The sequence below is a fragment of the Pseudomonas vranovensis DSM 16006 genome (assembly GCF_000425805.1).
In the GTDB taxonomy this organism is placed as follows: domain Bacteria; phylum Pseudomonadota; class Gammaproteobacteria; order Pseudomonadales; family Pseudomonadaceae; genus Aquipseudomonas; species Aquipseudomonas vranovensis.
The window spans coordinates 277,214-299,682 of the sequence record NZ_AUED01000004.1; the positions used below are offsets into that span (position 1 = coordinate 277,214).

Here is a 22,469-nt window from a genome sequence, read left to right on the forward strand (position 1 = left end):
CGAAGAAAAGGTTGCCGGCGCGGTGCAGGCCCGCGCCGGCAGGTTTTAGAACAACACCTTGGCGACATCGCTGAAGCGCTTGGCGAAATGCACGCTCAGGCCTTCCTTGAGATAGTCCGGCAGTTCTTCGAAGTCGCCACGGTTGGCTTCCGGCAGGATCAATTCGTAGATCTTCTGCCGACGCGCCGCGATCACTTTCTCCCGGACACCGCCAATCGGCAGGACCTGGCCGGTCAAGGTCAGCTCGCCGGTCATGGCCACGCCTTTTTTCGGCGCCTGGTCGCGGGCCAGTGACAGCAGGGCGCTGGCCATGGTGACCCCGGCGCTGGGGCCATCCTTGGGCGTCGCGCCTTCCGGTACGTGCAAGTGGATGAAGGCCTGGTTGAAGAAGGTCGGGTCGCCACCGAACTTCTTCGAGTTGGCACTGACGTAGCTGTAGGCGATCTCGGCCGACTCCTTCATCACATCGCCCAGCTTGCCGGTCAGCTTGAAACCGCGGTTGAGGGTGTGGATACGGGTGGCCTCGATCGGCAAGGTGGCGCCGCCCATGCTGGTCCAGGCCAGGCCCGTGATCACGCCCTTGCCCGCCAGCACCTGTTCGGCACGGAACACCGGCATGCCCAGTGAGGCTTCGAGGTCCTTGGGGCCGATCTTGATTTTTTTCGTCGGGTCTTCGAGCAACTGCACCACGGCCTTGCGTATCAACTTGCCCAGTTGTTTCTCCAACTGGCGCACGCCGGCTTCGCGGGCATAGCCCTCGGCCACAAGGCGCAGGGCGCTGTCACTGATGCTCAGGCTGGATTTGGCCACACCCGCCTTGTTCAATTGCTTGGGCCACAGGTGACGCTTGGCAATGGCCAGCTTTTCTTCGGTGATGTAGCCGGACAGGCGAATGACTTCCATACGGTCGAGCAGCGGGCCCGGGATCGAGTCCAGGGTGTTGGCGGTACACACGAACAATACTTTGGACAGGTCCAGGCGCAGGTCCAGGTAATGGTCGAGGAAGTCGACGTTCTGCTCCGGGTCGAGGGTTTCGAGCAGTGCGGAGGCGGGGTCGCCCTGATAGCTCTGGCCCATCTTGTCGATCTCGTCGAGCATGATGACCGGGTTCATCACCTCGACCTCCTTGAGCGCCTGCACCAGCTTGCCCGGTTGGGCGCCGATGTAGGTACGCCGATGGCCCTTGATTTCGGCCTCGTCGCGCATACCGCCCACGCTGAAGCGGTAGAACGGTCGTCCCAGGGACTCGGCGATGGATTTGCCAATGCTGGTCTTGCCCACGCCCGGCGGACCCACCAGCAACACGATGGAGCCGCTGATCTCGCCTTTCCAGGCACCGACGGCGAGGAACTCGAGGATCCTGTCCTTGATGTCATCGAGCCCGGCATGGTGCTGGTCGAGCACCTTGCGCGCATGTTTGAGGTCGAGCTTGTCCTTGCCGTACACCCCCCAGGGCAGGGCAGTGGCCCAGTCCAGGTAGTTACGGGTAACGGCGTATTCGGGCGAGCCGGTTTCCAGGATCGCCAGCTTGCCCATCTCTTCATCGATGCGTTTTTTACTGGCCGCAGGCAATGTCTTGCCTTGCAGGCGCTGTTCGAACTGCTCAAGGTCGGCACTGCGGTCGTCCTTGGTCAGGCCAAGCTCCTGCTGGATGACCTTGAGTTGTTCCTTGAGGAAAAACTCGCGCTGGTGCTCACCGATCTGGCGGTTCACTTCGGCAGAGATCTCGTTCTGCAGGCGGGCGACCTCGACCTCCTTGCGCAGCATCGGCAGGACTTTTTCCATGCGCTTGAGGATCGGCACGCAGTCGAGCACTTCCTGCAGCTGAGTACCGGTAGCGGAGGTCAGCGCTGCGGCGAAGTCGGTCAGCGGCGACGGGTCGTTGGGGCTGAAGCGATTGAGGTAGTTCTTCAGCTCTTCGCTGTATAGCGGGTTGAGCGGCAGCAGCTCCTTGATCGCGTTGATCAGGGCCATGCCATAGGCCTTGACTTCGTCGGTCGGCTCGGTGGGCTGGTGCGGGTATTCGACTTCGACCAGGTACGGTGGGCGATGGTGCTTGAGCCAGGTACGGATACGGACCCGGGTCAGGCCCTGGGCGACGAATTGCAGCTTGCCGTTCTCGCGGCTGGCGTGATGCACCTTGACCAGAGTGCCGTACAGCGGCAGGGCCGAGGTGTCGAAATGGCGGTGATCTTCTGGCGGGGTGTCCATGAAGAACAGGGCCAGGGAGTGGTGAGGGTTCTTGGCGACCAGATCCAGGGTTTCAGCCCAGGGTTCTTCGTTGACGATCACCGGCAGTACTTGCGCGGGGAAGAACGGGCGGTTGTGGATCGGGATGATGTAGACCTTGTCGGGCAACTGCTGGCCGGGCAGGGCCAGGTGCCGACCGGTATGTTCGGAGGCTTCGAGATGCTCGACTTCGGCATCTTCTGCGGGGTGTTCGGGTAGATCCTGCTGGTCGCTCATGGGGCACCTGCGTCAATGACTATGGTGCTTAGATGGGGCAGGTTGGGGGAGGTTTCAATGGGTGGGGGATCATCGCGGGGCAAGCCCGCTCCTACGCCGTAGGAGTGGGCTTGCCCCGCGATAACCGGTTTACTCAGCCAACTTGTAAGCGATCACGTAATCGCCCATCTTGGTGCCCAGCGAGCCGTGCCCCCCGGCAGTCACCAGGACGTACTGCTTGCCGTCCTTGCCGGTGTAGGTCATCGGGGTTGCCTGGCCACCTGCCGGCAGGCGCGCTTTCCACAGCTCCTTGCCGGTATTGGTGTCATAGGCACGCAGGTACTGGTCCAGGGTGCCGCTCAAGAAGCCCAGGCCACCCGCAGTGACGATGGAGCCGCCCATGCTCGGCACGCCAATTGGCAGGCCGATCGGGATGGGCGAGCTGTCACGGCTGGTGCCGTTCTTGTGCTTCCACACCACTTTTTTACTCAGCAGGTCGATGCCGGCCACATAGCCCCAGGCAGGGGCCTGGCACGGTACGCCCAGAGGCGACATGAACGGGTGCATGATCACCGCATACGGTGCGCCGGTGTTCGGTTGCACACCGCTGGTTTCGCTTTCACGCTTGCTGCCGGCAGCCACTTCGGCGCGCGGCACCATCTTCGACACGAACGCCATGTAGTTGGGGCTGGTGAACATCATCTGACGCACCGGGTCGACCGAAACACTGCCCCAGTTGAACACGCCCACGTTGCCCGGGTAGACCAGGCTGCCCTGGATCGACGGCGGGGTGTACTGGCCTTCGTAGCGAAGCTCGCGGAACTGGATGCGGCAGAGCATCTGGTCGAACGGGCTGGCGCCCCACATGGCTTGTTCGGTCAGGTCCGGGCCCAGCAGGTTGAGATCCGAGCGGGCCTGGGTGGGGGCCGTGTGGTCGCCTTCGACGGCGCCTTGCGGGGCCGGGATTTCGCGGATCGGCACGATCGGGGTGCCGTCGCGACGGTCCAGCACGTACAGGCTGCCCTGTTTGGTCGGTGCGATCAGTGCAGGTTTCACGCCATCGTCGGACTTCAGGTCAATCAGCGTTGGCTGGCTGCCGACGTCCATGTCCCACAGGTCGTGGTGGGTGAACTGGTAGTTCCAGCGCACCTTGCCGTTGCTCAGGTCCAGGGCAACGATGCCGGCGCTGAACTTCTCGGCGCCCGGGGTGCGGTCGGCGCCCCACTGGTCAGGGGTCTGGTTGCCCAGGGGCAGATACACCATGCCGAGTTTTTCGTCGACACTGGCCAGCGACCACATGTTCGCCGAGTTGCGGCTGTAGGTCTTGCCCGGTGCCAGCGGCGCGGTTTCGTCCGGGTTGTTGCTGTCCCAGTTCCACACCAGGCGGCCGTCGTGTACATCGTAGGCGCGGATGACGCCAGACGGCTCGTTGGTCGACTCGTTATCGGTGACATGGCCGCCGATGATCACCAGTTCGCGGGTGATCGCCGCAGGCGAGGTGGAGTAGTAACCGCCGGCGGTAAAGGGGCCGATGCCGGTGGTCAGGTCGATCACACCCTGGTTGCCGAAGCCTTCGCAGACCTTGCCGGTGTCGGCGTTCAGGGCGATCAGGCGGGCGTCGGCGGTGGGCAGGTACAGGCGACGCGGGCAGGCGCGGGCAACGGCCTGGCCGGCATCGCTGATTTTCGGCGCCGGGCTGCCGTCGACGCTGACGTAGTTGTTCTCGTCGTAGTACGACACACCACGGCAAGTCATGTGGGCGAAGCCCTTGAAGCCTACCGGGCTCTTGATCTGCGGATCGAAGCGCCAGATCTCGGCACCGGTGTCCGGATCCAGGGCCAGCACTTTGCTGTGGGCGGTGCAGGCATAGAGCATGCCGTTGACCTTGAGCGGAGTGTTCTGGTTGGTCAGCTCCACCGGGTCATTGGCGGTCGGCAGGTCACCGGTACGAATGCGCCAGGCTTCTTCAAGCTTGTGTACGTTGTGCGGGGTGATCTGGCGCAGCGGCGAGTAGCGATCGCCGTACTCGGTGCGGCCATAGGCCTGCCACTCGCCGTCCGGCATCTGCGGTGCATTGCTGGCGAACTCGGTGGTGTCGCGGCCCAGCTCGCCCTTGATTTCACCCGGGTTGGTGAACTGGCTGGCCACGGCGGTGGCGCCAGACAGCACCACGGCCAGGCCGAGCAGACCGGTGTTGACCTTCGATGGGTTGCCGGCCAGCGGGCGACGCGCCCACGGCAGCAACAACACCACGCCCAGGGCGAACCACAGGGCCAGGCGCGGTACCAGTTGCCACCAGTCCAGGCCGACTTCCCACAATGCCCACAGGGTGCTGCCCAGCAGCACCAGGCCGTAAAGGCCCAGAGCATTGCGGCGCAGCGCCAGCAGCAGGACGCCGGACAGGGCAAAGCCGATACCGGCGATCAAGTAATACAGCGAGCCGCCGAGCTGGCTCAGCTTGATGCCACCGGCCAGCAGGGCCAGGCCCATCAGCAGCAACAGCACGCCGATCAGGCGCGGCAGCCAGCGGGTTCTACTCAAGGCACCATCAGTGCTCATCGTGTGTTCTCCGTTAGGTCAAAAGGGGTCAGGCCAGGGCCCGGTTCAGTCAATTATCTGTTTAGAAGCTGCTCTGGATCTTGATCCCGCCGATCAGCGCGTCATCGACCTGGTTCACGCCACCGGGATGACGGATGTACTGCAGGTTCGGGCGCACGGTGAGCCAGTCGGCCAGGTGTATGCCGTAGTACAGCTCGGCGCTGTACTCGGTGTCCTGCACCGGGCGGTAGGCGGGATTGTCGAAATCGGTGATGCCCGAGGCCTCGTTGATGGCCCGGGCATTCTTGCGGTAGGCAGGGTTGACGTGCACGCGGGCGAGGGCGAAACCGATGTCGTCCTTGGCGCGGGCATCGAAGGGCCCCTTGTACACAACACCTGCCTGAACATAGTTGTCGATGGCATTGGTCTTCTTGTCGTGCAGCGTGGCGTTGGCAAACACGCTCAGGCCACGGGAGTGGTCGGACGCTTGCGACGTCACCTGCTGCTGGGCACCGAGCCAGAAGCCGTGCTTGCTCGAACTGCTGCGATAAGCCTGGCCGCTCAGTGCTGCCGGTTGGTCGTTGCTGTCCTTGTAGACATCAGTTGCCTTGGCATTACTGTAGTAGTAACCGGCGCGATATTCCCCTTTCAGGCCGTTGACCGCCGGGCTCCAGACCAGTTCCACCGGAATCACCGCACCCTGGGTGCCGCTGCCGCTGAGCTTGAAGCCGTTGCCGCGGTCAAGGTTGGAGGGGTTCTGCTCATAGGCGCCAATCTGCGCGTACAGCTCGGGGGTGAGGTTGTACTTGACCCGCAGCGCCCACTGGCTGACGGGCCAGTTGTACCAGATGTTACCCACCCAGTTGCCTACCTGGGAGCCGCAGAAGGCCAGGTTCTGGAAGTCGCAAGGGAAGCTGTTGAAGTCTTCGCCCTGGCCGAAGCGGCCGAATTTCACATCCAGGGCGCCGTCGAAGTATTTCTGCTTGACCCACATCTGCGTCAGCCGCCAGGTCTGACCACGGCCCCAGATTTCCTGGGCCGAGGTAAAACCGCCTACCCGGGGGTCGTTGATGCGGTCATTGCTGATGTTGTCGCCATGGCGCTGGGTGACGGTCAGCTGGAACTCGGCATCGTGCCAGCCGAGGATTTTTTGCAGGTCCAGGTGCGTGCCCAGGGCGAACTGGCCGCTGTAGCGGGCGGTCTGGTCGTCGTCATAGCCGCCGTCGAGGTTGGCGCCCATCTCGCCGGTGTAGCCGAGGGTGAAGTCGTAGCCGCGTTCAGCCAGCTCCGTGCGGGTGCCGCCCCAATCGCCAAGCATCCATGGCGAGTTGCTGGCGAACATCGCTGTGGCCTGGGCACAAGGGGCCAGGCTGGCAATGGCCAGACCCGAAAGCAGCGTCCGGGTGGCGGGGGAAAAGCGGATACGATCAAACTGAGGCATGAGATAGCGCTATCTTTTGATGATTGAAAAACGGCAAGTCAGCCGCGTCCTGGGGATCGTCGGCGATAAGGCTGCAGGGGAAATGACTGAAGCGGTTCAGCTTGCGGCGGGGAGGATATAGCTGAATTTGTAAGAAAAAAAGTCATATCGGCAAAAGGAACCGTTGCCGGAAGGGTGTAGCCGCTGCCGCCAGGCTGCAATCGGTGCAAAGCGGCCGCTTGACCTATGGGCGACTGCTACGCAGCCGATCGCAGCCTGGCGGCAGCGGCTGCATAGCATTTTCGTCTCCAATAAAGGGGTCAGAAGGTAGTGCGCAGGCCTACTTCTACGCTGCGTCCCGGCGCCGGGGCGATGTCGCGCAGGATGGAACTGGCGTAGCGCACGGTCTGGTCGCTGAGGTTTTCAGCACGTACAAAGGCCAGCCACTGGCTCTGGCCGACCTCGAAGCGATATCCCACGCTGGCACCCAGGGTGGTGTAGCCAGCGGTGCTGGTCTCGTTGGCAGGCTTTTTGTGCTGGGCACTGGCGTGTTGTACATCGAGCCGCGCCTGCCAGCGATCCAGCTCCCAGAGCAAACCGCTGTTCAAACGCAGTGGGGCGATACGTGGCAGGTCTTCGCCGCTGTCGAGGTTCTTGGCCCGGGTGTAATCGCCCGACAACTCCAGGGCGAAGCTGCCATAGCGGTTCTGCACCAGTTGCCAGCGGTCCTGGGCCTCGATGCCGTAGAAGCGCGCCCGTACACCACGGTACAGGTACTCGGGCACGTCTCCTGCGTGGTCGTGATCATGGTCGTGATCGTGGCCTTCATCGCCGTGGTCATGGTCATGGCCTTCGCGCAGGTTGCCGCTGGCCAGCAGCCCGATGTAATTGCGGAAGTGGCTGTAGAACATCCCGACGCTGCCTTTGTGCACGCCGTTGTCAAAGCGCAGGGCCAGGTCGCTGGAGATCGCTTTCTCCTTGCTCAGGTTCGGGTCTCCCACCTCATAGGTGCCGGTGGCGACGTGGGCACCGTTGGCGTACAGCTCGTAGAAGGTCGGGGCGCGTTCGGTGTAGCCCAGGGTGGCAGCCAGCGACCAGACTGGCGTCAACTCATAGACAGCGCCGGACGACAGGCTGGCGGCAGTGAAACTGGCAGCGCTGCCGGCGTGGGCGAAGCGCTCGCTGCCCTGGCTGTCCGGATCCACTCGCGTGTGTTCCAGTCGTCCGCCCAGGCTCAGGTTCAGGCGTTCGCTGGCTTGCCACTGTTCGAGCATGAACAGCGCCAGGGTGTCTGTATCGGTCTGCGGCACGAAGGCTTCTTCGCCCAGGGCAGAGAACTCGTTGCGGCTGACCTGTGCGCCAATCACGCCCTCTACCGGGCCCAGGGGCTGATGCCGGGCCTCGACCCGCGCTTCGTAGCCTTTGTTCTTGAACGTGGTATGGACCTCGCCACCCTCCAGTTCGCGGTGCTGGTAATCGGTGTAGCCGACATCGAATTTCAGCGAACTGAAAGGGCCTTCCAGATCCCGCAGTTCAGAGGCGAAGCCGTAGTGATCCTGCTGCATGTCCAGGCGTACGCCGGGCTCGGCCACCGAGCCGTAGTTCGAGTCGTAGCGGCTGAAGGAAAGCCCCGCATAGCCATGATCCCAGTGGTAGGCACCGCCCGCGGCCCCCCCCTCCTGGCGGCCATTGCTGTTCTCCAGTTTGTTGCGACTGCCCGGGTCGTCTGCATCGCGTACTTGGGAACTGTGCGCGTAGCCGGGAATGCGCAGGTCGTTGAACTGCCGGCTGTTGGCGTCCAGGTGCAGGGCAAAGCGGCCGTCACCGGCTTCAAGCTTGCCGGCACTGCTGCGGGTGGTGTCGGCGCCGCCGTAGCGCAGTTCGCCCGCACCCTGGATGCCATCGATCGGGGCGGTGGGGATGCGGTTGTCGAAACTGTTGACTACGCCGCCAATGGCGTTGCCGCCATAGAGCAGGGCGGCCGGGCCGCGGACAATTTCGATGCGATCCACGGTGGCAGGGTCCAGTGGCACGGCGTGGTCATACGACAGCGACGAGGCATCGAGGGCTCCAACACCGTTGCGCAAGATACGGATACGGTCGCCGTCCAGGCCACGAATGATCGGACGGCTGGCGCCGGGGCCGAACCAGGTGGAGGAAACGCCGGGCTGGTTGCTCAGGGTCTGGCCGAGGCTGCCCTTTTGCTGCAGGGTCAGGTCGTCGCCTTCTAGCACGCTGGTGGGCGCGGCCAGTTCACCTGTGCCCAGCGGGTTGGCGGTGATGACCTGGGTTTGAAGCTCGACCGCCAGGCTCAAGGGAGAGACGAGCCAGAGGGCGGCGGCAAGGGGGGAGAGGCGCATGGGGGAGAGGAGTCCTTGGCAGTGTTATAGTGTTGTTACAATATAACATTGCTTTCTGCTCTATGGGAAAGCCCCCGTTGGCGCAGGCTTGCCCCGTGATCAGCCATACTCCTTGCAACTGCCGCATTGGCACTGACGCGGGGCAGGTCGAGACGTCGCACCGCTGCGCTTGCGTGTAAACGACTGAAGACTGAGCTAAGGTGCGCACCTTTGATCCACTGGAGCACAGCAATGTCCACTGCCAACCCCAATCCGCTGCATGGCGTGACGCTGGAGCAGATCCTCACCAAGCTGGTCGAGCACTACCAATGGGAAGGGCTGGCCCAGCGCATCGATATCCGCTGCTTCAAGAGCGACCCAAGCATCAAGTCGAGCCTGACGTTTTTGCGTAAAACGCCTTGGGCGAGGGAAAAAGTCGAACGCCTGTACCTGAAGCTGCAGCGCGGTCGTTGATCCATGCCATGGGCGAGGCGAGCTGTCGGCCTGGCTGCCTGCCTGGGTTGGAGTGCGCTGGCGATCCAGATGTACTTGGTATTGCTGGTGCGCTGGCAGGAGCAGGCCAGCCTGATCGGCGGCCTTGTGAATTTCTTCAGTTACTTCACCGTGCTGAGCAATACCCTGGTTGCGGTGGTGCTCACGCAGGCCGCGTTTGGCAGGGCGTCGGCTTCGCGGCGGTTCTTTCTCGCACCGGGTGTCACTGGCGGCATTGCTGCCAGCATTGTCCTGGTTGGCCTGGCCTATAGCCTGTTGTTGCGCCACTTGTGGCATCCGCAAGGCTGGCAGTGGGTGGCCGATGAACTGCTGCACGACATCATGCCGTTGCTGTTCGTGGTCTATTGGTGGTGCTGCGTCGAGAAAGGCAACCTGCGCTTGAAGCACTTGCTGGCCTGGTTGCTGTATCCGGCGGGTTATTTTGCCTATGCACTGCTGCGCGGCCATTCGATAGGTGTCTATCCCTATCCCTTTATCGATGTGGCGACCCTTGGCTATGGGCAGGTATTGATCAACGCCCTGGCGATACTGCTGGGTTTCATCACCATCGGCCTGCTGATCCTGGGCCTGGATCATTGGCAGGGCGGGCGCCTGGCCAAGGCCAGGACGCAACCCTGATGGTGCCGTATTACGCGTCGTCGTTCGGATCAAGGCGCCAGTAGGCGGCGGCTTTGATCAGGTTTTCCTTCACGCCTTTCTCGTCGATCAACAAGCGCTTGGCCTGGCGGGTCAGGCTCTTCTCCAGCGCGACCCAGGTGTACAGCTGACCTTCTGGCAGCTTCAGCGCTTTCACGACGTCAAGCAGCTCCCGTTGATGACGCTGCACCCAGATCACTTCTACCTGTGCCTTGCTCGCCAGGGGTTGTTGCTCCTGCGCATCTTCAATCTCGATCACCGCCAGCACCTTGCGTGTGGCTGGCAGTTCTTCCAGTCGCCGGGCAATGGCAGGAATCGCCGTTTCGTCACCGATCAACAGGTAGCTGTCGAAGATATCCGGCACCACCATCGACGCACGCGGGCCGGCAATGTTCAGGACCTGACCGACTTCTGCCTGGGCAGCCCAGGTGGAGGCAGGGCCATCGCCGTGCAGCACGAAGTCGATATCCAGTTCGCCGGCTGCCAGGTCGATACGCCGCGGGGTGTACTCGCGCATCGTTGGGCGCCAGGTGTCACGGCCGAAGTCGAGGTTGTCCAGCGCCACCTGGTCTTCTGGCGAAGTGGCGAACAGCAGTTTGATGTGATCGTCGCTGCCCACGCTGGTAAAGCCTTGCAGTTGTGGCCCACCGACGGTGATGCGACGCATGCGCGGGGTCAGGTCGATGACCTTCAGCACATCCAGGCGGCGGTGTTTGATTTCGTGGTTCACGCGATGGATCGCGGTGTTTTCGCTGCCACTCATTGGGACTTCTCCGTAGGTGCCGTGGCCGGTCCTGCAACGATGGCCTTGGCAGTGTTGTTGAGCAGGGTACGCACCCGCTCGATTTCTTCGGGGTTCCAGCGGCCACTGTGCATTTGCAGGGCATGACGCAGGTTGTGTACCGCTTCGTGGATCTCTGCTGGGCGATCGTGGCCGAACAGTGAGCGCTTGCTGACCTCGATGCGCATGCGCACGCCGTCCAGGGCGACAGCCTGCTCGGCGAGGGCCGTGACCCCGGCAGGGGTGACGCTGTAGAGCTTCTTGCTGCCATGGACCTGGCCGACGATCAGTTCGCTCTCTTCGAGAAAGGTCAGGGTGGGGTAGATCACGCCGGGGCTTGGGCTGTAGTTGCCGCCAAACAGGGTTTCGATCTGGCGGATCAGGTCGTAGCCGTGGCAGGGCTGCTCGGCCAGCATCGACAACAGCAGCAGTTTCAGGTCGCCGGGGGCGAATACGCGCGGGCCGCGATCGCCGCGGCCATGGCGGCGTTCAAATCCGTCATGGCGATCGCCGTGGTCACGGTGGGGGTGATGGTCACGCATGGGAATCTCCGATTGCGTTAGATGTATCTTCAGATATTACTCAAGATATATCTTTAGGCAAGCGTTGAGATTGAGAATATTTCTCATGATGTCGGCGGGCAGAAGAGAACCCGGGCGCAATCAATGCGCCCAGGCAAGTTGAATCGGTTTACTTCTGGGCCACTTGTGGTGCCTTGCACAGCGTGTGGCTGCCCGGTTGCAGGTAGGGCGTCAGGATCGGCGCCATGCCCTTGAGCACCTGTACCGGCAGTGCCGAGGTGAACTTGAAGGACTCGGCGGCCCGGCCCGGTACGAAGGCGGTGAGGGTGCCAAAGTGGTTATCGCCGAGGAAGAACACGAAGGTCGCGGTGCGGTTGATGGCCTTGGACCCAAGCAAACGGCCTCCGGCGCCCCAGCTTTCGAGGCGGTTGTCGCCGGTACCGGTCTTGCCACCCATGACCATGGGCGTACCGTCGTTTAGCTTGAAGCTACCGGACACCCGGCGTGCGGTCCCGGCGTCGACGACTTGCGAAAGGGCCCCGCGCAGGGCGCGGGCGACTTCTACCGACAGCACCCGCTGGCCCAGGTCGGGGTCTCCGGCGAGGCGGGTTTCGTAAGGCGTGTCGGCGGCAAAGTGCAGGGTGTCGATACGCAGGACCGGCAGGCGGATACCGTCGTTCTGAATGATGCCGACCAGTTCGGCCAAAGCTGCCGGACGGTCGCCGGAGCTCCCGATGGCGGTGGCCAGCGACGGCACGAGGTGATCGAACGGGTAGCCGACTCGCTTCCAGCGCCGGTGGATATCAAGGAAGGCTTCGATCTCCACCAGGGTACGGATACGGCTGTCGCGAGCGCCCTTGTGCTTGCTCTTGAACAGCCAGCCGTAGACTTCCTGACGCTCGAACTGGCTGGCTTGCACCGCATCCTGGAAGCTCGCGCTGGGGTTCTTGAGGAGGTAGCCCAGCAGCCACAGGTCCAGCGGATGGACCTTGGCGACAAAGCCCTGGTCTGGCAGGTCGAACTTGCCGGGACCGTAGGCGTAGTACATGTCGTCCAGGCGTTTCTCGGTTACCGTGTCTTGCTTGCTGGGTGCACGCTTGTTGTCCAGCCGGTCCTTTTTCAGGTGCGCCTGGACGAAGGCATTGAAAGTGGCCTGGTCGGCTTCGGGGAACAGGTAACGGTGTACGGCGGCCAGGCGGATCGGGGTGATCCGCAGGCTGTCGAGGAAGGTGTCCAGGCGTTGCTGCGAGGTCTTGCGCTGGTATTTTTTCCAGAACCTGCGCAGGTAGTCAGTACCTTCCTTGTCGGCAAAGCGCGCCAGGTACTCCTGGCGCCGTGGCTCGGCATCGTCCCTGAGCAGCGCAACGCTGTTGCCGGGCGTCTGGTAGGTGCTGTAGCGCACCAGATCACGCATCAGGCGAATGAAGGGCAGGTTGATCGACTCGCGCAGCGCGTCCTTGAGGGTGGGGATACGGCCGTTGTCTTCCTTGCGAAAGTTGTTGAACACATGCATGCCGCCACCGGTGAAGAACGCCTCGCCCGGGCTTGCCGAATATTTACGGTTGAGCGCCGCATCCAGCATCGCCTCGATGTTGCGGTCCTTGTTCTGGATCAGGTAGTCGATTGCCCAGCGGGTGATGAAGTCCAGTTCTGCAACTTCGACCTTCTTCAGGTCTGCGGCGGGGGTATTGGCATACTTGTCGTGCAGCTCGGCAATGATTTCCAGGTAGCTGGTCAGCACCCGCAGCTTGGCGGTGGAGCCCAGCTCCAGCTTGCTGCCTTCGTTGATGTCGAAAGGCTGGTCCGTGCTGTCGGTCTGCACCCGTACCCGCGAACCATTGGCGGTACGTTCGAGCAAGGTGAAGCTGTAGCGGACCTGGGTGGTGCTGGTGGGCGTCAACAGGCGTTCACCGAACAGGCCGACCTTTTCGGCAAAGGCCGGGTCGGCGAGGTCCTTGAGGTACTGGCTGACTTGCCCTTGCAGGTCCGATTGCAAGGTACTGGTGGCCGACAGGTCGAGGCGGTCGAGGTCGTAGAGCGGCCGGGCCAGGGCCAGGGACAAACGGCTGCGGGCCACACTGATGCCCTTGTTGGTGACGATGGGCACGATGGTGGGTTGGGCCACCCAGTCGCGGAAGGTGGCCTTGCTGGCCAGTGCGGCATCGGCCAATGGGCGGTCGACAATATTGCTGGCCGCCAGGACGCGGATGTGGCTGTCGGTCAGTTCGGCCAGCTCGTTGCGACCTTTGGATAGAAAGTGCGAAGGCCGGCGCTGGGCGATCATCAACGACAGCACCTGACGCAGCGCCAGGCCCCGCGCCGCCATGCTTTGAGGGTCGGTAGCGGTCGAGGCCAGGATCTCGTTGACCTGGGCAAAATCGGCGCCGTACCAGACCCGCAGGCCCTCCGCCATGCCATGCACTTCACCATGGCCGGGCACCGCCGAGAGCGGCACGCTGTTGAGGTAGTCACGCACGATGCGCTGGCGGGCCTCGAGGGTCTCAGGGCCCCCCTGGTAGGCGCGCACGCTGGCGGAAATCATCTGGCGGATTTTCTCGCTGCCCGACACGGTGAGGCCGTCGGGCGAGTGACGGTATTTTTCCAACTGGGTGGCCAGGGTGCTGCCGCCGGCGGATTGGCCGGGCAGGGCCAAGTACTTGGCCACCTGGCTGTAGGCTGCCTTGGCAAAGCGTGGCCAGTCCACCGCCGGGTTGGCGTAGGGATCATTGGGGTCGAGCAGGTCACGGTTCTCGATGAACAGCAGGCTGTTGACGATCACCGGCGGGATCGAGTCGAAGTCCGGGTACAGGTACTGCGGGTAGTGGTACTGGTAGAGCACGTCACCCTTGCAGTCGGTGATCGACAGGCCGGTCTGGATCTTTTCCTTGTAGGGCACGAAGAAGCCGTGCTCGGTGTAGTTCATCAATGCTGGCGAAAAATGCACCTGCTCACTGATTACATAATCGCGCTTGAGCAGGCGTGGCAGGAAATCGCCCAGGGCGCTGTAGCCCAGGCGCTGGTCGAACGGCCCGTCGCCGGGGTAGATGATCGCATCGCTGGGCCCCGGTTGCAGGGAGTAGGTCAGGGTCGAGGCGAGCTGGCTCAGTTCGCGTGACTGCATCCGCGAAGTGTGCATTTCATTGGTGATGGCCAGTCCAAGGGCGATCAGGCTGAGCAGCAGCACCAGCCAGATCAGCCTCCACCACAAATGACGTTGGCGAGGGCTTTTCGGCAATGGTGATTCTTCTAGAGATTCAGGGGGAGCTTCCTTACTGGTTGGTTCCGATTGCCACAATGCGCCCATAGTTTTCAGCCCGGCTACTTATTTTCGTCTTGCTTGCCTGAAGCTTAGACGGTGAGCGGGTTTGGTGAAAAATTTGTAGAGCCTGCAAGGCATGACCTGGAAAGGCGCAGGCATGCGCCTTTGGTGGAAGGTTGTAATGCCCGGTTTTGGTGCTATGTTAGCCGCCCTTTTTACGGTGCTGGAAAAGGCACGGGGAATACCCCTGCATTGATACGGTTATTGCCGAGAGTTCTCGCCAAATATCGTGCTTTTTATAGTGAAAAGCCCTGTTGGGGCCTTTCTATACTGCTCGCCCCTTTCGCACTACCGGCGCCTCGCGCATCGGTAGACGGGGCCGCTCACAAGGTGGCGCCCGGCAAGGCAGCGTACTCGCCTATCGGCGGTACCAGGCCTGCACGAACGGTCTATATCCAATAACAAAATGAGGTTGTATTTCTATGCCAGTCGGCAACCATCCCTCTCACGGTGAGACCGCCCAGGGCGGCCCACTCAAGCGAGAACTCGGCGAGCGACACATTCGCCTGATGGCGCTGGGCGCCTGTATCGGTGTCGGCCTGTTCCTGGGTTCGGCCAAGGCCATCGAAATGGCCGGTCCGGCAATCATGCTGTCTTATATCATCGGTGGCCTGGCGATCCTGGTGATCATGCGTGCCCTCGGTGAGATGGCGGTACACAACCCGGTTGCAGGCTCCTTCAGCCGTTACGCCCAAGACTACCTCGGCCCGCTGGCGGGCTTTCTGACCGGCTGGAACTATTGGTTCCTGTGGCTGGTGACCTGCGTGGCGGAAATCACCGCAGTGGCGATCTACATGGGTATCTGGTTCCCTGATGTACCCCGCTGGATCTGGGCCCTGGCGGCCCTGGGCAGCATGGGCGCGATCAACCTGATCGCGGTCAAGGCATTCGGTGAGTTCGAGTTCTGGTTTGCCTTGATCAAGATCGTCACCATCATTGCCATGGTACTGGGCGGCATCGGTATCATCGCCTTCGGCTTCGGTAACGACGGTGTGGCCATGGGGATTTCCAACCTGTGGAGCAATGGTGGCTTCATGCCGAACGGCGTGACCGGTGTGTTGATGTCGCTGCAGATGGTGATGTTCGCCTACCTGGGCGTAGAAATGATCGGCCTGACCGCCGGCGAAGCACGCAACCCGCAAAAGACCATTCCCCAGGCCATCGGCTCGGTGTTCTGGCGCATCCTGCTGTTCTATGTGGGCGCGCTGTTCGTGATCCTGTCGATCTACCCGTGGAACGAAATCGGCAGCCAGGGCAGCCCGTTCGTGATGACCTTCGAGCGTCTGGGCATCAAGACTGCAGCCGGCATCATCAACTTCGTGGTGATCACCGCGGCGCTGTCGTCGTGCAACGGCGGTATCTTCAGCACCGGGCGCATGCTTTATAGCCTGGCGCAGAACGGCCAGGCCCCGGCCACCTTTGCCCGCACCTCGAGCAACGGCGTGCCGCGCAATGCCTTGCTGCTGTCCATCGCCGCTCTGCTGCTGGGCGTGCTGGCCAACTACCTGGTGCCGGAGAAGGTCTTCGTCTGGGTGACGGCAATCGCTACCTTCGGTGCGATCTGGACCTGGGTGATGATCCTGCTGGCGCAGCTCAAGTTCCGTGCCGGCCTGTCCACTGCCGAGCGCAAGGCCCTGAAATATCGCATGTGGCTGTGGCCCCTGAGCTCGTACCTGGCGCTGGCATTCCTGATCCTGGTGGTTGGCCTGATGGCCTACTTCGAGGAAACCCGTGTGGCCTTGTACATCGGCCCGGCGTTCCTGGTGATGCTCACCGTGCTTTACTACGTGTTCAAGCTGTCGCCAAAGGCCGACAACGCGCAACTGGCGCGTACCGCGTCCTGATGTGAAACATCGCGGGGCAACGTCTCGACTTGCCCCGCGAAACACTCAGGCTGCAACCTCGCTGTTGGGCTCGAAACTGTCGGCCCGGGCCATCGCCCACATTCTCGAATAGAACTCGCCACTGATCTGCCCGCTGAGCAATTCGCCGGGCTTGAGGAATACGTGCATCTGCGAGAACAATTTAATCTCGGTGGCCGACACGCGTCGCACCAAGTGCTTGGCTTCCAGTTGGGAGGGGTGATCGAGACCGGCAGCGGCGAGCATTTCGGCCAGGGCCTTGAGGGTGCTGTGGTGGAAGTTGAACACCCGCTGGGCTTTGTCCGGCACCACCAGGGCGCGCTGGCGCAGGGCATCCTGGGTGGCGACGCCGGTGGGGCACTTGTTGGTGTGGCAGCTCTGGGACTGGATGCAGCCGATGGCGAACATGAAGCCGCGCGCCGAGTTGGCCCAGTCGGCACCGATGGCCAGCACGCTGGCGATGTCGAAGGCACTGACGATCTTGCCGCTGGCGCCCAACTTGATCTTGTCACGCAGGTTCAAGCCCACCAGGGTGTTGTGAACGAATAGCAGGCCTTCACGCAGGGGGACGCCGATGTGGTCGGTGAACTCCACCGGTGCCGCGCCGGTGCCGCCTTCCTTGCCGTCGATAACGATGAAGTCCGGCAGGATGCCGGTTTCCAGCATGGCCTTGGCGATGCCCATGAATTCCCACGGGTGACCCAGGCAGAACTTGAAGCCCACCGGCTTGCCGCCCGATAGCTCACGCAACTGGGCAATGAACTGCATCATCTCGATAGGGGTGGAGAAGGCGCTGTGGCGCGACGGCGAAATGCAGTCTTCGCCCATCATCACGCCGCGGGTCTCGGCAATCTCGCGGGTGACCTTGTGCTTGGGCAGGATGCCGCCATGGCCGGGCTTTGCACCCTGGCTCATCTTGATTTCGATCATTCGCACTTGCGGGCTGCGGGCTTGTTCGGCAAAGCGCTCGGGGTCGAATCGGCCATCGGAGGTGCGGCAACCAAAGTAACCACTGCCCAGCTCCCAGGTCAGGTCGCCGCCATGCTCACGGTGGTAGGGGCTGATGCTGCCCTCCCCAGTGTCATGGGCGAAATTGCCCAGTTTGGCCCCCTGGTTGAGGGCGCGAATGGCATTGGCGCTGAGCGAGCCGAAGCTCATGGCCGAGATGTTGAACACCGAAGCCGAGTAGGGCTGGGTGCATTGCGGGCCACCGACGATCACCCGGAAGGCTGCCGGATCGCTCAACGGCGCCGGGCGCATGGAGTGGCCGATGAATTCAAAACCCGACTGGTACACATCGATCAAGGTGCCGAAGGGCTTGTCCGAGGCTTCCTTCTTGGCCCGGGCATACACCAGTGAGCGCTGGGCTCGGGAGAACGGCAGGGCATCGCTGTCGGATTCGAGCAGGTATTGGCGGATTTCCGGGCGAATGCCTTCGACCAGGTAACGGATATTGCCCAGGATCGGGTAGTTGCGCCGTACCGCGTGGCGGCTTTGCAGCAGGTCGAACAGGCCGATCAGGCTGAGGATGGCGGTCGCCAGGGTGAACGGCCAAAGCCACTCATGGTGCAGGAAGGGCAGGCTCGCCAGGGTGAACAGGACACAGGCGGCGAAAAAGGCATAGCGGCTCAGAAGTGACAGGCTCATGCAGGTTCCTTTCGATGGCTCGGTCAGGCTCGGGGCCTGGAACAATTTCCGACCTTAGCCCGGTTGCACGCACCAGCGCCAGCCCATGAACATGAAGCCTTGCCGTCAATCAGTTGGAGTAAAAATCATTCTCACAGCGATAGGCCGGGTTCGCGGATCAAGCGGTCGCGCAGCTCGCCCTGCTGGGCAAGCTCCAGCGCAACATCGAAGTGAACCGTGCCGGCAATCAGGCTGGCCACCGGCACGCCGTCGCGGTAGAGCAGGCGATTGCTGCTGAGCGCCGGCACCTTGGTGCCAGGCAGCAGCGTGCCGATCAGGTTGAGTGGGTCACTGGCGCTCAGCGCCACCAGGCTGGCGTCCAGCGGCCGTCGGCGCACCTCACGCAGCAACGCCACCGCTTCGGGCAGGGCGAATTGCTCACCGGCCAGGCCGCTGATGAAGCGCCCGCCTCGAATCTCGCCACGGGCTTCCAGGCGGTGGTAACAACGCAGCAGTTCGCGCCAGCTCGGTAGCCAGTCGGCCTCGCGCTCCAGCAATCGCCAGCAGATCACGCCGTAGCGGCGTAGCAAGGTACGGGCGATGTGTTCCAGGCTTTCGTCGCGGTTATCGGGCGCCGCAGCCTTGCGCAGCAGGGCCCAGCGCCCGGCGTCCTGCATACCGCCGAACGAAGGCCCGCGCCCACGACGGTGGCTGCGCCCCTGGCGCTTGCTGGCCGGCGTGATCAGTGCCCGCAGGCCGGCAAAGCTGTCGGCGCTGATCAACCCGGCCGCCACCAACTCCTGCAGGGCGTTTTCCAATTCGCTGGGCAGCAGGTGGGCGTCATGCACCAGTTCATCGAAGAACAAGGCGCCGTGGTCAGTCAGTACCGCCTGTACCCTTTGTGCCTTCAGGCTCAGCTCGCTGCTCTCCTGTGCTGGGTTCAGTGTCCGCCACAGCCCCAGGCGGGCACGCGGCAACAGCACCAGTGGCGTGCTGCGCAAGGTGGTGGCCGCTGCGCCGGGCGCCAGTCGCGCCCACACGAACTTGCCTGCCCGGCACGCTTCATCCAGCCACATCGGGCTGTAGTCCTTGATACGGGTGGGCAACAAATCGGCCTCCCAGGCACTTGACGCCGCGGCATAACCCTCGAACTGTTCCAGCACTTCACTGAGCGCAGCGGGGCCTTGTAGCCGCGTGGCCGTGCTCAGGTGCTGCCAGTCGAACAGAAAACGCATGAAGTCCTGCAGGCTGACCGGTTCTATTTCCCGACGCAGGCGCTTGACCGTGTAGCGGTGGATACGCGCCAGCAAGTGCCGTTCGCACCATTGCAGGTCTTGGCTACCGGGGCTGAAGTAACCGCGCATCACATAGCCTTCGGCTTCCAGGTGCGCCAGTGCCTGTTCGAGGGCGCCAATGGGCAATTGCAGGGGCGCGGCGATCTGCGCCAGGGTCAGAGGGCCAAAGCCGCTCAGGCGTGCGCGCACCAGCTCGACCAGGGCGGTGTCGGCATCCATGGGCTGATCAAACCCGGGCAGTGGCGGAACATCCGGTGTCAACGCTGCGTGCGGGTACAGCGCACGCAGCAGCGTCAGGCGCTCCCTGGCAAGCCACAGTCCCTGCAGGGAACAGGCTCGCCCTGTGCCGGCCAGTTCATCAAGCCACGTTTGCCAGCCGGGATTGGCCGCGACTTCACGGTGGCTGATGCAAGCCAGGCTCATCAGCGCTTCATGCATTTCATCGCTTCGGGTGGGCGCAGGCCAGGCTTCGGCTTCAACCGCCGCGATGGCATCGGGGTCCAGCGCACCCAGGTCATCACTGCGTTGCGCTTCGTTCCAGCGCCGATTGAGCACCGCCTGGGTGCGTCGTTCCTCCAGCGGCGCATCGTCGAGAAAGGTATAGGGACGAGCATTCAGAATGGCCGACGCCAGGGGCGACGGGGCGGGAAGGTCCCGGCTGATCAACCTGATCCGGCCTTGTTCGATACGCCGCAGCAAGGCCAGCCAGCCCTCGCTGTCCATAGCCTCGTGCAGGCAGTCATCGAGGGTTTGCTCCACCAGCGGATGGTCGGGTATTTGCCGCTCGCCGACGATGTTTTCCAGGCAGGCGATCTGGTCGGGGAACACGGCGGCAATCAGGTCCTCGCTTTTCATCCGCTGGATCTGTGGCGCCACCTTGCGCCCGCCAACAAAACGCGGCAAGGCCAGGGCGACACCGGCGTTCCAGCGCCAGCGCACACCGAACAACGGCGCGTCGAGCAGGGCCTGGATCAGGATCGACTCGGCATTGTTGCTCGACAGGTAGCGCCACACCTCGTCCAGGGCAAAGCTGTGGCTGGCCGACAGTGACAGCACGATGGCGTCTTCGCTGGCGGCGGCCTGCAGTTCGAAGTTGAAGGCGCGGCAAAAGCGTTTGCGCAGCGCCAGGCCCCAGGCGCGGTTGATCCGGCTGCCAAAGGGGCTGTGAATGATCAACTGGGTCCCGCCGGACTCGTCGAAGAAGCGCTCCATGATCAGGGTTTGCTGCGAGGGCAGAGCGCCCAGGACCTCGCGCGTGCGGGCCAGGTAATCGAGCAGTTGCTCGGCGCTGTCCATGGCCAGGCCGATGTCGCTCTGCAGCCAGTCGAGCAGGGGTTGCAGTTGGCCACCGGATTCCCCCAGGCGTCGGTCGATGTCGTCTTGCAGGCGTGCCACGCCGAACGACAGCTCATCGCTGCGACCGGGTGCCTCGCCCAGCCAGAAGGGAATGCTCGGTGGCAGCCCCCGGGCGTCCTCGACCCGTACCTTACCGCTCTCCACCCGCAGAATGCGGTATGACGCGTTGCCCAGCTGGAAGATGTCGCCGGCGATGCTTTCCACTGCGAAATCTTCATTGACACTGCCGATGTTCAGCCCCTGGGGTTCGAGCAGCACGGCGTAGTCGGCATTGTCGGGAATGGTGCCGCCACTGGTCAGCGCGGTCAGCTGGCTGCCGCGCCGGCCGCGCAGGTTGGCGTTGACTGCATCGCGATGGAGGTAGGCGCTGCGCACCCCCTGGCGCCCATTGAAACCTTCGGCAAGCATGCGCAGCAGGGCCTGGTAGTGGCCCTGGTCCAGGTCGGCGTAGGGCAGTGCCTGGCACAGACACTGGTACAACGCCTGTTCATCCCAAGGCTGGCAGCTGACTTCGGCCACGATCTGCTGGGCCAGTACATCCAGCGGAGCCCGGGGAATGTGCAGCAGGTCCAGCTCGCCCCGCCGCACGCAATCGAGCAGGGCCGCGCACTCGATCAGGTCGTCCCTGGAGAGCGGAAACAAGCGTCCCTTGGGCGTCCCGTCGACCTGATGCCCCGCGCGACCGACACGCTGCAGAAAGGCCGCAATGGAGCCCGGCGAGCCCATCTGGCAGACCAGCTCGACTTCTCCAATATCGATCCCGAGTTCAAGCGATGCGGTAGCGACCAGCACCTGCAACTCGCCCCGCTTGAGGCGCTGCTCGGCGTCCAGGCGGTGCTCTTTGGCCAGGCTGCCATGGTGCGCGGCTACTGCGTGCTGGCCCAGGCGCTCGCTCAGGTGGCGGGTCAGGCGTTCGGCCAGGCGCCGGGTATTGACGAACACCAGGGTAGTACGGTGTTCCCGGGCAAGCTGCGCGAGGCGGTCATAGACCAGCTCCCAGACATCGGTCGCCATCACCGCGCCCAAGGGCACCGGCGGCACCTCAAGGGCCAGGTCGCGGGCCCGGGCGTGACCGATATCGACAATGGCGCAGTCACGTTCCTTGCCCACCAGAAACGCCGCAACCCGCTCTACCGGGCGCTGGGTGGCCGACAGGCCGATGCGTCGCAGCGGGCGTTCGCACAGCGCCTGCAGGCGTTCAAGGCTCAGGCTCAAATGGCTGCCGCGCTTGTTGCCGGCCAGGGCATGGATCTCATCGACGATCACCGTGTGCACACTGGCAAGGCCCAGGCGGCCAGAGTCGGAACCGAGCAGTACATACAGCGATTCGGGTGTGGTGACCAGGATATGTGGCGCTTTACGGCGCATGGCCGTGCGTTCTTTCTGCGGGGTGTCGCCGCTGCGCACGGCCGTGCGGATCTGCAGGGGGGCATGGCCGTGTTCGACCAGGGCCTCGTTGATGCCGGCCAGAGGTGCTTGCAGGTTGATCTGGATGTCGTTGGACAGCGCCTTGAGCGGCGAGACATAGACCACCTGGGTCTGGTCCGGCAACTCGCCCTTGGCCAGGCCCTGCTGGAACAGTTCGTCAAGGATTGCCAGGAAGGCCGTGAGGGTCTTGCCCGAGCCGGTAGGGGCTGCCACCAGTAATGACTGGCCGTCACGAATCAGTGGCCAGGCCCGGGCCTGGGCGGCAGTCACGGTCGGGAAGCGGCGCTGGAACCAGGTGCGGACAGCAGGGTGGAAGGCGTCCAGTTCCGGGTGCTTGAGTGCGGGCAGGTTCATGGTCTGTTTATGCGGCCAAGCGGGCGAGCTTGCAAG

General features: G+C 63.1%; 12 protein-coding genes. 3 read left to right on the plus strand and 9 right to left on the minus strand.

Going from position 1 to position 22,469, the window contains the following annotated elements; translation table 11 throughout:
* Positions 1–45 precede the first annotated feature (45 nt).
* The 4 genes from lon to H621_RS0110990 all read right to left on the minus strand — a co-directional run bounded on the left by lon (position 46) and on the right by H621_RS0110990 (position 8,763).
* The gene (lon, locus tag H621_RS0110970) at positions 46–2,466 is read right to left on the minus strand and encodes an endopeptidase La (protein ID WP_028943444.1); all 2,421 of its coding nucleotides are present in this window, start codon (positions 2,464–2,466) and stop codon (positions 46–48) included.
* A gap of 129 nt (positions 2,467–2,595) precedes the next feature.
* Positions 2,596–5,004, minus strand: a complete 2,409-nt coding sequence (locus H621_RS0110975; protein ID WP_028943445.1) for a glucose/quinate/shikimate family membrane-bound PQQ-dependent dehydrogenase — start codon at positions 5,002–5,004, stop codon at positions 2,596–2,598.
* A 61-nt stretch (positions 5,005–5,065) separates the two neighbouring features.
* A complete protein-coding gene (locus H621_RS0110980) occupies positions 5,066–6,424 on the minus strand; it encodes a carbohydrate porin (protein ID WP_051270506.1) in 1,359 nt (452 codons plus the stop codon).
* A gap of 299 nt (positions 6,425–6,723) precedes the next feature.
* Positions 6,724–8,763 carry a TonB-dependent receptor gene (locus tag H621_RS0110990; protein ID WP_028943447.1) on the minus strand — a complete coding sequence of 680 codons (2,040 nt, stop codon included), beginning with the start codon at positions 8,761–8,763 and terminating at the stop codon, positions 6,724–6,726.
* Positions 8,764–8,994: 231 nt separating this feature from the next.
* On the opposite strand from H621_RS0110990, the gene H621_RS0110995 reads away from it, so the two are divergent.
* Both H621_RS0110995 and H621_RS0111000 read left to right on the plus strand, forming a co-directional pair.
* A complete protein-coding gene (locus H621_RS0110995; RefSeq protein ID WP_028943448.1) occupies positions 8,995–9,216 on the plus strand; it encodes a VF530 family protein in 222 nt (73 codons plus the stop codon).
* 69 nt (positions 9,217–9,285) lie between these two features.
* The gene (locus tag H621_RS0111000; protein WP_371919749.1) at positions 9,286–9,873 is read left to right on the plus strand and encodes a Pr6Pr family membrane protein; all 588 of its coding nucleotides are present in this window, start codon (positions 9,286–9,288) and stop codon (positions 9,871–9,873) included.
* 10 nt (positions 9,874–9,883) lie between these two features.
* Here the strand turns inward: H621_RS0111000 and H621_RS0111005 are convergent, their stop codons facing one another.
* The 3 genes from H621_RS0111005 to H621_RS0111015 form a co-directional block, all read right to left on the minus strand.
* Positions 9,884–10,654, minus strand: a complete 771-nt coding sequence (locus tag H621_RS0111005) for a siderophore-interacting protein (RefSeq protein ID WP_028943450.1) — start codon at positions 10,652–10,654, stop codon at positions 9,884–9,886.
* On the minus strand, positions 10,651–11,214 hold the full coding sequence (locus H621_RS0111010; RefSeq protein ID WP_028943451.1) for a PadR family transcriptional regulator: 564 nt from the start codon (positions 11,212–11,214) through the stop codon (positions 10,651–10,653). The genes H621_RS0111005 and H621_RS0111010 overlap by 4 nt, the downstream gene beginning before the upstream one ends.
* 148 nt (positions 11,215–11,362) lie before the next feature.
* Complete coding sequence (locus H621_RS0111015) at positions 11,363–14,497, minus strand: transglycosylase domain-containing protein (protein WP_028943452.1); 3,135 nt, start codon at positions 14,495–14,497, stop codon at positions 11,363–11,365.
* 437 nt (positions 14,498–14,934) lie between these two features.
* Here H621_RS0111015 and H621_RS0111020 point away from each other — a divergent pair, with 437 nt between their 5' ends.
* Positions 14,935–16,356, plus strand: a complete 1,422-nt coding sequence (locus H621_RS0111020; RefSeq protein ID WP_028943453.1) for an amino acid permease — start codon at positions 14,935–14,937, stop codon at positions 16,354–16,356.
* 45 nt (positions 16,357–16,401) lie between these two features.
* Here H621_RS0111020 and H621_RS0111025 read toward each other — a convergent pair whose 3' ends face one another.
* Together H621_RS0111025 and H621_RS0111030 are read right to left on the minus strand one after the other, a co-directional pair.
* Positions 16,402–18,021 (minus strand): FMN-binding glutamate synthase family protein, encoded by a 1,620-nt coding sequence (locus H621_RS0111025; protein WP_028943454.1) that lies wholly within the window; start codon positions 18,019–18,021, stop codon positions 16,402–16,404.
* A 131-nt stretch (positions 18,022–18,152) separates the two neighbouring features.
* Positions 18,153–22,433: a DNA glycosylase AlkZ-like family protein gene (locus H621_RS0111030; RefSeq protein WP_028943455.1), complete on the minus strand. Its 4,281-nt coding sequence runs from the start codon at positions 22,431–22,433 to the stop codon at positions 18,153–18,155.
* Positions 22,434–22,469 lie beyond the last annotated feature (36 nt).

Coding starts and splice junctions, on each gene's coding strand:
- H621_RS0111000 (WP_371919749.1), top strand. CDS start 9,286: ATGTACTTGGTATTGCTGGTGCGCTGGCAGGAGCAGGCCAGCCTGATC.
- H621_RS0111010 (WP_028943451.1), bottom strand. CDS start 11,214: ATGCGTGACCATCACCCCCACCGTGACCACGGCGATCGCCATGACGGA.
- H621_RS0111005 (WP_028943450.1), bottom strand. CDS start 10,654: ATGAGTGGCAGCGAAAACACCGCGATCCATCGCGTGAACCACGAAATC.
- H621_RS0111030 (WP_028943455.1), bottom strand. CDS start 22,433: ATGAACCTGCCCGCACTCAAGCACCCGGAACTGGACGCCTTCCACCCT.
- lon (WP_028943444.1), bottom strand. CDS start 2,466: ATGAGCGACCAGCAGGATCTACCCGAACACCCCGCAGAAGATGCCGAA.
- H621_RS0110995 (WP_028943448.1), top strand. CDS start 8,995: ATGTCCACTGCCAACCCCAATCCGCTGCATGGCGTGACGCTGGAGCAG.
- H621_RS0111020 (WP_028943453.1), top strand. CDS start 14,935: ATGCCAGTCGGCAACCATCCCTCTCACGGTGAGACCGCCCAGGGCGGC.
- H621_RS0110980 (WP_051270506.1), bottom strand. CDS start 6,424: ATGCCTCAGTTTGATCGTATCCGCTTTTCCCCCGCCACCCGGACGCTG.
- H621_RS0111015 (WP_028943452.1), bottom strand. CDS start 14,497: ATGGGCGCATTGTGGCAATCGGAACCAACCAGTAAGGAAGCTCCCCCT.
- H621_RS0111025 (WP_028943454.1), bottom strand. CDS start 18,021: ATGAGCCTGTCACTTCTGAGCCGCTATGCCTTTTTCGCCGCCTGTGTC.
- H621_RS0110975 (WP_028943445.1), bottom strand. CDS start 5,004: ATGAGCACTGATGGTGCCTTGAGTAGAACCCGCTGGCTGCCGCGCCTG.
- H621_RS0110990 (WP_028943447.1), bottom strand. CDS start 8,763: ATGCGCCTCTCCCCCCTTGCCGCCGCCCTCTGGCTCGTCTCTCCCTTG.